The 15,421-nt window shown below is 35.6% G+C and carries 12 protein-coding genes; 2 read left to right on the forward strand and 10 right to left on the reverse strand.

The genetic code is table 11. The features are described from left to right. Positions 1–31: 31 nt before the first annotated feature. Positions 32–781: a DeoR/GlpR family DNA-binding transcription regulator gene (locus LNP23_RS21855; RefSeq protein WP_230002879.1), complete on the forward strand. Its 750-nt coding sequence runs from the start codon at positions 32–34 to the stop codon at positions 779–781. Between the two features lie 74 nt (positions 782–855). Here LNP23_RS21855 and LNP23_RS21860 read toward each other — a convergent pair whose 3' ends face one another. The 6 genes from LNP23_RS21860 to LNP23_RS21885 form a co-directional block, all read right to left on the reverse strand. Next, positions 856–2,409 (reverse strand): arylsulfatase, encoded by a 1,554-nt coding sequence (locus LNP23_RS21860; RefSeq protein ID WP_230002880.1) that lies wholly within the window; start codon positions 2,407–2,409, stop codon positions 856–858. A gap of 421 nt (positions 2,410–2,830) precedes the next feature. Beyond that, positions 2,831–4,264, reverse strand: a complete 1,434-nt coding sequence (locus LNP23_RS21865) for a TolC family protein (RefSeq protein ID WP_230002881.1) — start codon at positions 4,262–4,264, stop codon at positions 2,831–2,833. Then, positions 4,257–7,424, reverse strand: coding sequence for an efflux RND transporter permease subunit (locus LNP23_RS21870; protein ID WP_230002882.1), 3,168 nt, complete (start codon positions 7,422–7,424; stop codon positions 4,257–4,259). Before LNP23_RS21870 ends, LNP23_RS21865 begins: the two co-directional genes overlap by 8 nt. A gap of 34 nt (positions 7,425–7,458) precedes the next feature. Further along, positions 7,459–8,541 (reverse strand): efflux RND transporter periplasmic adaptor subunit, encoded by a 1,083-nt coding sequence (locus LNP23_RS21875; RefSeq protein WP_230002883.1) that lies wholly within the window; start codon positions 8,539–8,541, stop codon positions 7,459–7,461. A 173-nt stretch (positions 8,542–8,714) separates the two neighbouring features. After that, entirely contained in the window at positions 8,715–9,095 is a 381-nt protein-coding gene (locus tag LNP23_RS21880; protein WP_230002884.1) for a hypothetical protein, read from the reverse strand. Between the two features lie 361 nt (positions 9,096–9,456). Then, positions 9,457–9,861 carry a GNAT family N-acetyltransferase gene (locus tag LNP23_RS21885; RefSeq protein WP_230002885.1) on the reverse strand — a complete coding sequence of 135 codons (405 nt, stop codon included), beginning with the start codon at positions 9,859–9,861 and terminating at the stop codon, positions 9,457–9,459. Between the two features lie 181 nt (positions 9,862–10,042). On the opposite strand from LNP23_RS21885, the gene LNP23_RS21890 reads away from it, so the two are divergent. Beyond that, a complete protein-coding gene (locus tag LNP23_RS21890) occupies positions 10,043–10,606 on the forward strand; it encodes a porin family protein (RefSeq protein ID WP_230002886.1) in 564 nt (187 codons plus the stop codon). On the opposite strand, the gene LNP23_RS21895 is transcribed toward LNP23_RS21890, so the two are convergent. From LNP23_RS21895 to LNP23_RS21910, 4 genes are all read right to left on the reverse strand, one after another. Beyond that, a complete protein-coding gene (locus LNP23_RS21895) occupies positions 10,601–10,999 on the reverse strand; it encodes an ACT domain-containing protein (protein ID WP_047778655.1) in 399 nt (132 codons plus the stop codon). The genes LNP23_RS21890 and LNP23_RS21895 overlap by 6 nt on opposite strands. 32 nt (positions 11,000–11,031) lie before the next feature. Beyond that, on the reverse strand, positions 11,032–12,306 hold the full coding sequence (locus LNP23_RS21900; protein WP_230002887.1) for an alpha/beta hydrolase-fold protein: 1,275 nt from the start codon (positions 12,304–12,306) through the stop codon (positions 11,032–11,034). 59 nt (positions 12,307–12,365) lie between these two features. After that, positions 12,366–12,980 carry a hypothetical protein gene (locus LNP23_RS21905; RefSeq protein WP_230002888.1) on the reverse strand — a complete coding sequence of 205 codons (615 nt, stop codon included), beginning with the start codon at positions 12,978–12,980 and terminating at the stop codon, positions 12,366–12,368. Between the two features lie 440 nt (positions 12,981–13,420). Continuing rightward, complete coding sequence (locus LNP23_RS21910; RefSeq protein ID WP_230002889.1) at positions 13,421–15,289, reverse strand: M1 family metallopeptidase; 1,869 nt, start codon at positions 15,287–15,289, stop codon at positions 13,421–13,423. Positions 15,290–15,421 lie beyond the last annotated feature (132 nt).

The raw sequence follows: 15,421 nt of genomic DNA on the forward strand, positions 1-15,421 counted from the left end.
CTTATTTTTGCAATATAAATTTGCAAAACAAATGAAAAAAGAGGAGCGTCAGAAAATAATTTTAGACTATTTGTCTAAAGAACATCGTGTAACTTCAATAGAATTGAGTGGGTTTCTGAGTGTTTCAGAAGACACTATCAGACGCGATTTAAAAGAACTTTCGGATCAAGGACTTCTAAAGGCTGTTCGTGGGGGTGCTGTTGCTCCTTCTCCAATTCCGCTGCATTATCGAAAAAGAGAAAAACACGATCTTGAAAACAAAAAAATTATTGCCGAAAAAGCGATCTCCTATCTTAAAGACGGGCAAGTTGTGTTTATTGATGGCGGAACTACCTCGTTGGCTTTAGTGGCGAGTTTTCCTTATGATTTGAAATTAACGGTCGTTACTAATAGTTTTCCCGTAGCAGTGTTGGTTGAGGATTTACCTAATATTGAATTAATCTTTGCCGGAGGAAAAATGTGTAAAATCTCTTTTGCAACGGCCAGTATTGAAACGATAGATTTCTTCAGAAATTTCAGGGCAGATATTTGCATTTTGGGAATCTGCAGTATCCATCATGAACGAGGTATTACAGGAGTTTTTTATGAAGATTCTCTAATTAAACAGAATATGATTCAAAACTCTAATTTTGTAATAGGCATAAGTTCTGTTGAAAAAGTAGAAACCGCCGAATCTTATTTTGTCTGTCCGATTAAAGACATTGATGTACTGGTTACCAATATTTCTCCGGAGGATGAGATTTTTAAAGTGTACAAAAATGCCGGTATCACGATTCTTTAATCTTTAAAATAAAAAACCTTCCGAAATTAAACTCCGGAAGGTTTGTTTTTACAATTAAAAAAATTTCTTCTTTATTAATTTTTAGCCTGAGTCATTTTTGCCATGACTTCATCTAAATTAAAACTTGCCGGTTTTTGTCTTGGCGGAAATTCTTTAAAAGATTGCAGCCAATTTGCCACTAAAGCAGTAGATCCGTAATTTAAATAAACATGGTGTACAAGCCAGTTATCATACAGCAACGATTTGTCTCCACGTTCAAATGGATCGATATACATATCAAATATGTTAGGCAGTCTTAATTTCTCAAACTCTTTTCTCCAGATATCCAATCCTTCATTATTTTGTTCGATAAAAACCGTTTTCCATCTTCCGTAACGAATGGCAAAAACATCACCATCATCACTCCAATAGATAAATTCTTTACGCGGTGATTCTTTTACTTCTCCTTTAAAAAACGGAATCAGATTATATCCGTCAAGATGTACTTTAAAGCTCTTTTTACCTACTTTGTATCCTTTAAGACACTTCTGCACTACATCCGGTTCGCCGGCAGCAGCAACCACCGTTGGCAATATATCTTCATGTGCAAACATGTCTGTAGTATAAATTGTGCCGGGTTTGATTACACCAGGCCAGCGAATTACAGTCGGTACGCGATACCCACCTTCCCAATTGGTTGCTTTTTCTCCTCGAAAAGGAGTGCTTCCTCCATCTGGCCATGTCATTAATTCGGTACCATTATCGGTTGTATAGATGACAATTGTATTTTCTGAAATGCCAAGATCATCCAGTTTTTTTAGTAATTTACCAATATCATCATCATGCTCCGTCATACCATCAGCCTGCAAACCAAGGCCTGTTTTACCCTCATATTCCTTACTAAGATGGGTAAAAATATGCATCCTGGTCGAATTGAAATAACAAAAGAATGGTTTGTCGGCCTTAACTTGTTTGTCCATAAAATCCATTGCCGCATTGGTAAATTCAGTGTCTACAGTTCTCATTCTTTCAATGGTAAGAGCTCCTGTATCTTCTATTTTCTGTGTTCCGTCTGCATTCACCCAAGTATGCATTACACCACGTGGCTCGAAGGCTTTTTTGAATTCGGGATTCTTTGGATAATCGGGACTTTCTGGCTCTTCTTCTGCATTAAGATGATAGAGATTACCGAAAAACTCATCAAATCCATGCATTGTTGGTAAGAATTCGTCTTTGTCTCCAAGATGGTTTTTACCAAATTGCCCGGTTGCATATCCCTGTCCTTTTAACAATTCTGCGATGGTAGGGTCTTCGGGTTTCAAACCCACATCTGCACCGGGAATTCCAACTTTTGTAAGTCCGGTTCGGATGGGTGATTGCCCTGTTATAAAGGCGGCACGACCGGCAGTACAACTTTGCTGTGCATACCAGGTCATAAATAAGGCTCCTTCACTCGCAATGCGATCGATATTAGGTGTTCTAAAACCCATAAGGCCTCGATTATAGCAACTTGGGTTAAACCAACCGATGTCGTCACCCATAATCACTAAAACGTTCATTTTTTTATTCTTTTGTGCTTGCAATCCTGTTAGAAAAAAACACATAAAAGCAATAAAAACCATGCTTTTAAATTTGATAAATTTTTTCATAATTAAATCATTTTGGTTTTTAATTTGTTCATACTCAAAAAATATACAAGCTAAACCCCAATGGGTACAGGGAATAGTGTTTTTACAAATAAAACTCAAGTGCTAAAAAGAAAATTTAAAAAACCTGCAAAGCTGGTTTATGAGGCCTATAGAGAAAAGGGGCATGCTCAAAAGGGAATTGGCTCAAGAAAAAAAACAAGCTAATATACTAATTTTCAATACAATACACAATAATCAAATCGTACCTTAAATTTGAAAAAATCAGGAATATAACTTTAGAAATAAAAGCCAGCAAAAAAAATACAGATCAAAACAGTCCTAAGAAACAGGAACAATCTACTAAAAACAAATTTCTTTAAAATAAAAAACCTTCCTCGAGCGAACTCTTGGAAGGTTTTTGTCTACAATTCAAAAACACTCTTTATTTCCAACCTCCACCTAAGTCTTTGTAAACATGGACTGCGGCATTTAATTGGTCCTTTTTAGTTTCTATCAATTCTAATTTAGATTCTAAAGCATCTCTTTGTGTCATCAGAACTTCAAAATAATCTACTCTGGCAGATTTAAATAAGTCATTTGAAACATCGATAGAAGTATTTAAAGCCGCTACTTGTTTTGATTTTAAGTCGTAGCTTTTTTCTAAATTATTAATTTTTGAAAGTTCATTCGAAACTTCAATATAAGCATTCAAAACCGTACGATCGTAATTGTACAACGCCTGAAGTTGTCTTGCATTGGCGTTACTGAACTCTGCTTTGATTGCATTTCTGTTGATCAACGGTGCAGCAAGATCTCCTGCTAAAGAATACAATAACGATTCCGGAAACGTTAGTAAATAGGATGGATTGAAAGCATTTACACCTATCGCCGCCGAAATATCCAGAGACGGATAAAATTCGGCACGTGCTACTTTTACATCCAGTTTTGCAGCTGTAAGCTCCATTTCTGCTTGTTTAATGTCAGGACGATTCTGCAATAATTGAGACGGAATTCCGGAACTAACTGTTGATGGCAACAAACTTAAAAAGTTGTTTCTATCTCGCTTAATTTCCTGTGGATATTGACCCACCAAAAAGTTAATCCTGTTTTCCGTCTCTTTTATTTGCTGAAGAATGACAAACTCTTTGCTTTTAGAATCCATCACCTCTGCCTGAAATTTCTGAACTCCTAATTCAGTTGCTCTGGCTGCTTGTTTTTGAATTTTTACAATTTCTAACGCGTTCGATTGCAATTCTATATTTTGTTTTACAATATCCAACTGACTGTCAAGCGCCAATAATTCATAATACGAACTGGCGATCTCTGCAATCAGGTTGGTAACTACGAAATTTTTTCCTTCTATGGTTGACAAATATCGGCTCACTGCTGCTTTCTTAGAATTTCGCAATTTTTTCCAGATATCTACTTCCCAATTCGCATAAGCTGCAACTACAAAATCACCTAACGGATCCGGAGTTTCTTTACCCGGTTTGATTTCTGTAGTGGCATCACCGGCTCCCTGACTTGTATATCTTCCTACTTTCTCTACTCCTGCACCTGCTCTCACACCAACAGTTGGTAGATACGCTCCTTTTTTAATACGAACATCGTTTTTCGCAATCTCTATTTCCTGCAAAGTGATCATTAATTCCTGATTGTTTTTCAGCGCCGTATCAATCAACTGTACCAGATTTTGATCTTTAAAGAAATCACGCCACGGAATAGTAGCGGTATTAATTGTATCCTTACTGTTAGTGTACGCCTCAGGAACAATCTTTTTATTTGAAGTTTCGGCTGTGGCCTGTGGTGCCTTGCAGCTAACTGCTGCAAGACAAAGACCTAACACAATACTATATTGTAACTTAAATTTATACATGATTATTGTCAATTTCTTCTGTTAATGGATTCTCTTCTTCATGTTTTACCAATTTGTGTTTCTCTGAGATTTTGGCAAAAATGTAATACAATCCCGGAATAATAAATACCCCACAAATGGTTCCTATAAGCATACCTCCTGCAGCCGCAGTACCAATAGTTCTGTTACCGATTTTACCCGGACCAGTAGCAAAAGCAAGCGGTAATAATCCTGCGATAAAAGCAAATGAAGTCATTAAAATAGGACGGAACCTTGCTTTTGATCCTTCCATAGCCGACTCAAAAACTGATTTTCCTGCAGCATGTCTTTGGATTGCAAACTCTACAATCAATACGGCATTTTTACCCAGTAAACCAATAAGCATTACCATCGCAACCTGCGCATAAATATTGTTCTCTAATCCTGTTAGTTTTAATAAAAGGAAAGCTCCGAAAATACCTGCCGGTAAAGAGAAAATTACGGATAACGGAAGAATGAAACTTTCGTATTGTGCTGCTAAAACCAGGTATACAAACCCTAAACAAATCAAAAATACCCAAATGGCCTGATTCCCTTGTGCCACCTCATCGGCAGAAATACCTGCCCAGTCAATGTCATATCCTCTTGGTAGTTTTTTGGCGGCAACTTCCTGAATTACTTTAATGGCTGTACCGGAACTATATCCCGGAGCTGCTCCACCACTAATTTCTGTAGACGTATACATATTGTGTCTCGTAATTTCCGAAAGACCGTATACTTTTTCTAATTTCATGAAGGCAGAAAACGGCACCATTTCGTCGCGGTTATTCTTCACATACAGTTTTAAAATGTCGTCCGGTTGTGCACGGTATTCCGGTGCTGCCTGAACGATTACTTTATAATTAATTCCGTATTTAATAAAACTGATTTCATAGTTACTTCCGACAAGAGTAGACAAAGTATTCATCGCATTTTCGATAGAAACTCCTTTTTGTTGTGCCAAATCATTGTCCACTTTCATCATATACTGAGGAAAACTGGCACTAAAGAAACTAAATACGTTAGTTAACTCGGGACGTTTGTTTAATTCTTCTACAAACTCTTTATTAACCGCTTCCAGTTTTTTGAAATCACTGGTACCAGTTTTATCCAATAAACGAAGTTCAAATCCTCCTGCTGCTCCATATCCCGGTACGGCTGGCGGCTGGAAAAATTCAATATTAGCACCCGGGATATCTTTTGATCTTTCTTCAAGCTCTATCATAATTTCCTGAACCGATTCTTTACGATCGTTCCAGTCTTTCAGGTTGATCAAACAAGTTCCTGCATTCGATCCTGTACCCTCTGTCAAAATTTCATAACCGGCCAATGAAGAAACTGATTTTACACCGTCTATTTTTTCGGCTTCTTTCTGTAATTCCTCAGCAATATGATTGGTTCTTTCTAATGAAGATCCCGGTGGTGTCTGAATAATTGCATAAAACATTCCCTGATCCTCATTTGGAATAAATCCGGAAGGAACAGTGCTGCTTACCAGCCAGGTTCCGGCACAAAAACCAAGAAGTACCACTATAGTAACTACTTTTCTGTCTACAATTTTGGCTAATACATTTTGGTATTTACCCTGCGCCAGATTAAACTTATTGTTGAAACCATCTATAAACCTGTTTACCGGTGTTTTCTTTTTAGGCTTACCATGATTATTTTTTAACATCATTGCACAAAGTGCCGGTGTCAAAGTCAAGGCCACAATACCCGAAAGTATAATTGCGGTAGCCATTGTAATCGAAAACTGTCTGTAAAATACCCCAACCGGACCGGACATAAAAGCAACCGGAATAAATACGGCAGCCATCAGGAACGTAATTGCGATAATAGCTCCAGCGATCTCATGCATCGCTTTTTTAGTCGCTTTAAAGGCTGAAAGATGTTCTTCTTCCATCTTGGCGTGAACGGCTTCAATAACCACAATCGCATCATCGACGACGACCCCAATTGCCAAAACCAAAGCGAATAACGTAATCAAATTCAATGAAATATCGAAAAATTGCATGAACACAAAAGTTCCAACCAACGAAACCGGTACGGCAATTGCCGGAATAACGGTAGAACGCCAGTCTCCTAAGAAAAGGAATACCACTAATCCTACCAGAATAAAAGCTTCAATCAAAGTGTGAATTACTTTTTCGATAGAAGCATCAAGGAATTTAGAAACGTCATACGAGATTTCATACTCCATTCCTTTTGGAAACTTTTGCTTAATTTTTTCCAGTTTGGCTTTTACGTCTTCAATAACCTGATTGGCGTTACTTCCGAAAGATTGTTTTAGTACAATTGCGGCAGAAGGTCTTCCATTCAAATTCGAATAAATATCATACATTGAACTTCCAAATTCTACTTTTGCAATATCTTTCAAACGCAAAAGTTCCCCATTGCTATTCGATCGTACTACAATATTCTCGTATTGCTCTTTGTTTGTAAAACGTCCTGAATATTTCAATACATATTCAAATGCCTGAGAGCGTTTACCGGAACTTTCTCCTGTTTTACCCGGCGAAGCTTCCAAACTCTGACTTGATAATGCTTCCATTACCTCGTCGGCAGAAATTTTATACGCCAACATTCTATCGGGTTTTAACCAGATACGCATGGCATATTCACGCGTTCCTAAAATATCTCCTGATCCAACACCGTTAACCCTTTTCAATTCTGACAATACATTGATATCGGCATAATTGTATAGAAACTTCATGTCGGTATTTTTATCCGTGCTGTAAAGATTCACATACATCAACATACTCGGAACTTCACGGGTAATCTTTACTCCCTCTCTTACTACTAACGGAGGTAGTTTATTGGTAACTGAAGCGACACGGTTTTGAACGTTAATGGCTGCTTGATTTGGGTCTGTACCTAAATTAAAAACCACTTGTATACTCGCCTCACCGTCGTTACCGGCATCAGAAGTCATATATTTCATTCCCGGTACACCATTTAGGGCTCTTTCTAAAGGAATAACAACCGATTTGATCATCAACTCTCCGTTAGATCCAGGGTAATCTGCTGTAACGTTTACCATTGGAGGAGAAATCGAAGGGAATTGGGTAATCGGTAAATTTAGTACCGACAATACCCCTAAAAAGACAATGATCAACGATATTACAATCGACAGTACAGGTCTTTGAATAAATTTATTAAACATTTTTGTATTTTTTTAATGATTAAACCAATCAGACCTATTCTGCTTTAACGCGTAAATGATTCATGACTTTCGCGGGAGCTTGGAATTCATATTGAATTTTATCATTCTCTTTTACTTTCTGAACACCTTCCAGTAAAATTTTATCATTTTCAGCAAGTCCGCTGCTTACCACATACAAATCAGGGATTTCACCTGTAATGGTGATTTCTTTTGAACTTACTTTATTGCTTTTATCTACAACAAAAACATATTTTTTATCCTGAATTTCATAGGTTGCTTTTTGTGGAATCACAATCGCATTTTTAAGAGGCACAAGCATTTGAACTTGTCCTGTCTCCCCGTTTCTAAGCAATTTTCCGGTATTAGGGAATCTCGCTCTAAAGGCAATATTTCCTGTTTCGTTATTAAACTCACTTTCGATCAGTTCAACGTTCCCTTTGTATTTAAACGTTTCCCCATTAGCCAAAACCAAACCAACTTTAGCGTCGGCACGATCTTTAATATTCGTTTGATATTGAAGATATTCCGGTTCTGAAACATTAAAATAAGCAAACATCTGACTGTTGTCAGAAAGGCTTGTTAATAATTCACCTTCGTCAATAAGGCTTCCTAATTTTAATGGAATTCTGTCAATGGTTCCGTCAAACGGAGCTCTGATTTCGGTAAAAGACAAATGAAGTTTTGCAAGGGCCACTTCTGCTTTTGCTGCCTGAAGTTTAGACATGGCAACAGCTTGTTCGTTTCTGGAAACGATGTTTTTATCTGCTAATGTTTTGGTATTCTGTAATTCTATTTCGGCAGCTTTTTGTTCAGCTTGCGCTTTAAGTAATTCAGCTTCATACATTTTAGGCATGATTCTGAATAAAATTTGGCCTGCTTTTACAAACTGACCTTCGTCTACGTAGATGTTTTGCAGGAAACCTTTTTCTTGAGCACGTATTTCGATGTTTCGAACCGATTTAATCTGCGAAACATACTGTTTAGTAAATGAAGTATCAATTTTTACAGGATTTGTAACTGTAAACTTTTCAACTTCTTCTTTTTCTTCTTTTTTTGATGTACAACTTGTAAGGCACAACAAGGCAACTAAGCCTGTTAACACGACAATTCTTTTCATGAGTATAATAAATGGAAATTAAGCGATTGAATGCTGGGAACAGGAATTCCCCAGGTCTGAAAATAAAATCAGTCGCCAGAATATAACGTGAAACGGTAGAATGAAAAAGTATCTTAAAAATACAATTCGCACTTATGCAGGATCACACTATGGCAACCGATGTATAAGTCGAATCAAATTCTTAAAACTCTCTGAGTAATATAAATAGGATTTGGCTGGCCACAAGATGGGCCTAAAATTTCAAAACGACTATAAGAATTTACAACAATTTGACGAGGAAATGTCAAATACAAATCAGCTATTAAGCTATGATTGGTTGCAAAAAATTTATTTGTAAGTCCATTCTTAAGCGTATCATTCCCGACACATTCTTCGTCAAGATCAACATCTGCATCTTCAATTATTGAGCTGCCCTGATCCTGATTGGTGAATTTTACGCGGTGTCTTTTCTCAAGATTGTGGTGAGAATTTAGATGTGTTTCAGCATTAAGATATTGCCCTCCGCCCAGCAGAAGGAAATTCATGAATACTAAAAATACTACTAACTTTCTCATTTGAGTGCGAATGTAATAAAAGATTGGAATAAAAAAAATAAAATAAGAAAGTCTTAACAAGTGTTGACAAACGAAAACGTTTTCATTTCATTATTTATTTTTTTCACAAATAAAAATCGCAATAAATTGAAGAAAAGAATCTAAACAAAACTAATAATCAACTTGTTGCATATTTATTTCTGACCTGTAGATTCATCGTTTATTTAGTTCTAAAAGGGTTATTTCTCTTAAAAATAAATCCTGTAAGTCAATGCAAAAAAGTATAATGGAGTTTTATATTTTGAAATTATTGCTCGCAAAGACGCGAAGTCGCAAAGTTTTTTTTCTAGTTTTGTCCCTTTGTCCCTTTGTACCTCTGAGCCTAAAAAACAACTTCCATTATTACAAACTCCTGACCTGCTTTACTAAAACTTTTAAGAGTATCTCTCATTCCAAATTTTTCGTAGAATGCTTTTTTATGACTTCGGGCGTTGCACCACACCTTTGTAAGTCCTTTTTCTTTGGCCAGTTTCAGGATATAATTTAACAACTCAGAAGCGATTCCTTTTCCTTGATATTCTTCGAGTGTGGCTAATTTTCGAAACTGCATTTCATCATCGGAAATAAAACAGGAAACAATCGAAACTAACTTTTCTTCCGTAAAGACTCCAAAATGCAAACCTAAATCATCCTCTGCCAGTTGTACAAATTCAAAAGGCTCGTTTGGCCACATTACATCATGACGAATCTTCCAGGTTTGTGACGCTTTTATTTCTCTAATTTCCATAGTATACTTGTTTTATTCCATGCTTTCAAATGTAGCGCATTTTATAATATCCATTCCAAAATGACAAACCACTTTGTAGCACTATCCCACTCAGGTATAGCCCCAAAATAATTTAAATTTATCATTCAATTCTGGTTAATAATATTTAATTTTATCAAATATAAATCGAATAGCTTCAATTATGAAAAACTTCATTTTAGCATTGTTATTATGTATAAGTGTAAATGGTTTTGCACAATTAATACAATTTGGACCTCAATTTTCTACTAATATAACTTCTGCCGTTACAGACGATTTTAGTTCAAAAAGTTCCGGAACCGGGATTGGTGTGGCAGGATTTGCGAGAGTAAATTTATTACTTTTTTATGGTCAGGCCGAATTTGGATATACCCAATCAAAATTTAGTGTTTCTCAAACCGGAATTGGCGAAACGCAATATGAAGTAGCCGGAACCGATGCTACCTTGATTGCCGGATTCAAAGTTGTCCCTTTAGGAAAACTGGGAAATATTAGACTTTTTGTCGGTTACAATTGGAAAAACTACTCCAGTATAGATGCCAGCAACAATTTAAACTACATTCCTTTTGAACGCAATAACGGTAGTGTTCTTGGTGGCGTTGGAGTTGATTTATGGAAATTTACACTGGACTACAGGTATCTGGCCGGTCTGACAGATCTGGATGCTTCTAACAGAGAATTAAAAACAGGAATTTCAAATATTTCATTAGGGTATAAATTTCTATAATCCGTTTGAAAACATACTAAGAACCTCCATCGCTTTTTCTGCTTCTTTTTTGTTGACAAAGATATGGTCGTGATAAAATGCCGCAACGACATTGCAACTAATGCCTTTTTGAGAAAGGGCATTAGAAAATGCGGCCGTTAACCCTATCGCCTCCAATGACGAATGGACAGAAAGTGTGATCCAGGACATAATAACGGAATACTCCAACTTTAATTCATCTGCTTTTTCTTTTTTCAGAATTAATGTAATGGCTTCTTTTTCCCTGAATAACATTTCAATATCATTCAAATTTAGAGTGTCTAATGTTTCAATTTTACAAAAAACAAATTCACCTTCATTAAGTTCGGGTTTCATGCTTTTTAATAGCTTCTGTAAATCTTTTTCTCCGGACATATTGAATTTTTATTACAATTTTAAAATCTAAATTACTTTAGAAGCCGCTCTAATTTATCTTTTGTCTCCGGAAAATCTTTATCCAGAGTTAGTACTTTCTGATAGTTGGCCACTGCATTTTTTTTATCTCCGTTCGCTTCATAAAAATCGGCAAGAGAGTCATAGGTATTGGGGCTCTCGGGATAGTTCGTCACATTCATTTTAAATAAATAGCCCGCCAGTTCATTGTTTTTGCTTACAAGTGATTGGTAGCCATAGCTATTGACCATAGCTTCGGGCAACGTTACTTTATAACCCAAATGTTTCGAAACAAGTTCGTAATGTTTTTCAATTTTAGAGAAAACAGCTTTATTGAAATTCATTTGTTCGCCAATCGTAAGTTTCAATTGGTTGAAGGCAAAAATAAACCGAAGCCCGTCATAAGTTGCAATTAGCGGAACGGAACCGTGACTGTCGTCTTTATAATATTTATATTGGTAATTTAAATGGGTTTTCTTATCGCCTAAAAAATCGTTTAAGTCCAGAATAGACCTGATATGTTTTGTCATTACGTTGGTGTCATTTCTAACTTTCACAAGATTCATATTCTCGTCCATAGTATTGGCAACCCCTAGGAATAAAGAGGTATTTACTAAATCTTTGGTTCTTAATTTTGCTTCGGTTTCTTTTAAAAAGTTCTGACGATCCCACCACATACTAGGATCTATTGCAATATAGGAATTGAATAAAGCGGTATGATTGGTCAAAATATTCATTACGGTCAATCCTCCAAAAGAATGGCCTATTAAAGTTCTGTAAGGTGCGGTAGGGTATTTTGAGTCGATAAACGGAATTAATTCTTTTTCCAGAAAGGCTGCAAATTTTTCTCCTCCACCCGATTGTTCACTTAAATCTTTGGTGACAAATGGCGGATCAATATCCGAATGTGTTGGTGTGAGGTCCCTTCCTCTATTGGTATTTGGAATTCCCACTATAATCATTTCGGGGCAGAGTGTATTGCCGTTCATTTCGCTTAATTGTTCCATCATTCCAACCACAGAACTAAAATGAACATCACCGTCCAACAAATACAATACGGGATATTTTTGCTTGGAAAAACCAGTCAACCGGGTACTTTTTGGAAGATGAATGAGTACTTTTCTGTTTTCGTTTAAAACCTTCGAAAAAACGCTGTCGACAGTTCCAATCTCAATTTTATTGTTTTTCTGAGCAAATCCAAAACTTGTTATCAGTATCAAAACACCAAAAAATAGTGTTTTTTTAATTTTAACTGTTGCAAAATCCGTGGTTATCATACTTTTATACATTTGCTCTAAATTTAGAAAAAAATCACAAAAGTATGTACGATAAAGTATAGTTTTTATAGTTATATAACTTTAGTATAATACCGCTCTAAATTATTGAGACTAATTTTTTCTACTGCGTTATTATCTTTCCGGGCAATATTAATAAGCTTCAACGTAGTTTCCTCTTCATTTATAGAACATATCCAAATAGTACCATCTGACAGGATAATTGCCGAAAATAAAGAATCGTCCGCTTCATTTTCATAAAAAACTAAATCTTCGGATTTCACATATTTTTTAAGTTTTGTCTTTTTATCAAGTTCATTAAACAAAATACTTTTTTCATTTATTTCAAGTAATTCCGTGACCGTTCTGTTTTCATCTTCTTCTGTTTTAACTGCCCAGGTTGGTTTATTTCCATCAAAACGCCAAGTACCAATTATTCTAGCTAATAAATCTTTCCTTAACATACTTTTTAAGACTGTTATCTTTTTCATCGCTTCTTTCCCAACCTCATTTTCCGGGTATATTTTGCAGGCTATAGAAAACTCATCTAATGCTTTACTTAATTCGGCTTTTTTATAATATGAAATAGCCAAGTCGTATTTGTTTTTTTGAAAGGATGCTTTTGAAGCGTTCTGAGAAAAAATACTAGATGATACCAATAAAACGATTAGGACAAGATAAGTTTTCATATTCATTATGGTAAAATTAATTTCGTTTGTAAATCGCACAGAAACACAAATTAACAGGAAGTACTTTGCTTCTATTACAAGTTCAAAAGTATTTACTGTCTCGACTTTAGCTAATCCAAAAAAGACTTTTAAATAACAGTATAAGTTTTTTAATACTTTTTATTTTACTGACAATATTTACTGTAAGTTAAGTATTATATTTTAATTAACACCTACTCCTTTTTGATGCTTTATTATGAATATTTTCGTAAGGAATTAATTTTTCATCAAGATTAAATACAACTTTATGTGAATTAAATATTAAAACATAGACATAAGTCACTACATATCAAAACAGTACAAACAACAAATAGTATTTCATCATTCTTCTGCATAAAAAAAATGCCCCCGGAAAGTTTTTAACTTCCCGGGGGCAAACCCAAAATTAAGATTCTGTTTTATTAGCTTTTCCAAGCATTATTGTTCGGTGTGGCATCCATAAAAATACCTCCGTCAATCATTACCTGTTTGATTTGTTTTTTGTTTTTTAAAGCAATCGTAGCTGATTTTTGGTTCTTCTCCCAAATCGCCGGTGTTTGATGTACGGTTTCTTTTGTATCGTCTGTATAAACAATATTCACATCAAATGGAATCGCAAAACCTCCTACATTTTCTACCAAAATAGTTTCTGCATTAACACTTTTCACAGCAAGATCAATATGGTTATTGGTAAAAAACCAATTGTTAAAAAACCAGTTCAGGTTCTTCCCTGAGGCGCTATTCATTGAGTTAAAATAATCCCATGGAATCGGATGCTTTCCGTTCCAATTGTCCATATAAGCGTGTAATGATTTTTTGAATAACGCATCTCCAAGCAAATCTTTTAGCGCAATATAAGAAAGTGAAGCCTTCCCATATGAATTATTACCATATCCGGCACCTGAAAGTTGTGATGACATAGAGATAATCGGCTGATCTTCTTCTGTTGACGGATCGCTTATGTACTGTTTTACTCTGAAATCTTTATAAAATTTATCCGCAGCTTCTTTACCATGTTCTGCAATTCCGATTAAATATTCAAAAGTAGTAGCCCAACCCTCGTCCATAAAAGCATAACGTGTTTCATTGATTCCCATGTAAAAAGGGAAATACGTATGAGCGACTTCATGGTCCTGAACCAATTGAGCAAACACAGGATCATTCATTTGTGAATCATTACACATCATTGGATATTCCATGTCTGCAAATCCCTGAAAAGCGGTCATTTTAGAAAAAGGATACGGAATTCCCGGCCAGTTGTTTGAAAACCAATCTAATGCATATTGATTGTTTTTTACTGATACGACAAAATCGGTACCTTTTATATCATAGGCCGCCTGAACACTGGCACGACGGTTTGTTTTTTTGTCTACAACTACACTACTCGCATCCCATAAATAATGGTCGCTCAAACCGAAACAAACATCAGAGATATTTTTGGCTTCAAATTTCCAGGTATTCCAGTCATTTTGTTTGGTTACGATACCACTTTTCATCTCTTGTTCGTTGGCAATATGAAGAACCTCATCTGTCACATATGATTTTTTCAGACGAGACGAAAATTCAGGTTGTAAAACCTCATCCGGATTTAGTAAATCTCCTGTTCCATACACTACATAATTCTTCGGCGCTTTTACAGAATAGGTATAATCATTAAAATCATTGTAAAATTCCTGACGATCGGTATGAGGCAATCTGTCCCATCTATTATAATCATCAAAAACCGTGACTCTCGGATAGCTGTAAGCAACAAAGAATGTCGTATTGTCTATTTGTCCTTCTCTTCCGCTTTCTTTAGACAAAGGGTAATTCCAATCGATATTGATTGTTATTTTGCTATGAGGAAGCATCGCTTTTTTCATTTTTACATTTCCAACGGTTCCCCAATTTCTTGCATTCTCATTATACACTTCTCCTTCGATTTTAAGAGAAGTAATGGTTAATCCCGCACTTAAAAAATCTTCACTTACGTCTCCGCCTCGTGGTGAAGATGGCTTATGAAGATTATTCACAAATCGGATTGGTAAATTTCTTAATGTATCGTTACTATTGTTTTCGTAAATGATGGTTTCGGTACCGCTGACTACCTTAGTATCAGCGTTAACAGTCAGTTCTATCGTATACTTTCCATGATTTTGCCAGTATTTTTTTCCCGGTTTCCCATCCATAGAACGAGTACCGTTTTCATAAGCTTCTTTAATATTTCTGGGCATATAAAGCTTTTGCGAAAAGCCATATTGCGACAGAAACAGAAATCCTAAAAGCAATAATTGAAGCGAATTTTTTCTCATAAGTGGTTTTGATTTTTATTGATTGATTAATTGTCCTATCACATTAGTGGAAGATTTTATGTAAATGTTACATTGAAGCGTAAAGTTATACTTTTTGTATTTTAATTAAGTTAATTCTTATAATATTTTAAT

The sequence above is a fragment of the Flavobacterium cupriresistens genome (genome assembly GCF_020911925.1).
GTDB classification, from domain to species: Bacteria; Bacteroidota; Bacteroidia; order Flavobacteriales; family Flavobacteriaceae; genus Flavobacterium; species Flavobacterium cupriresistens.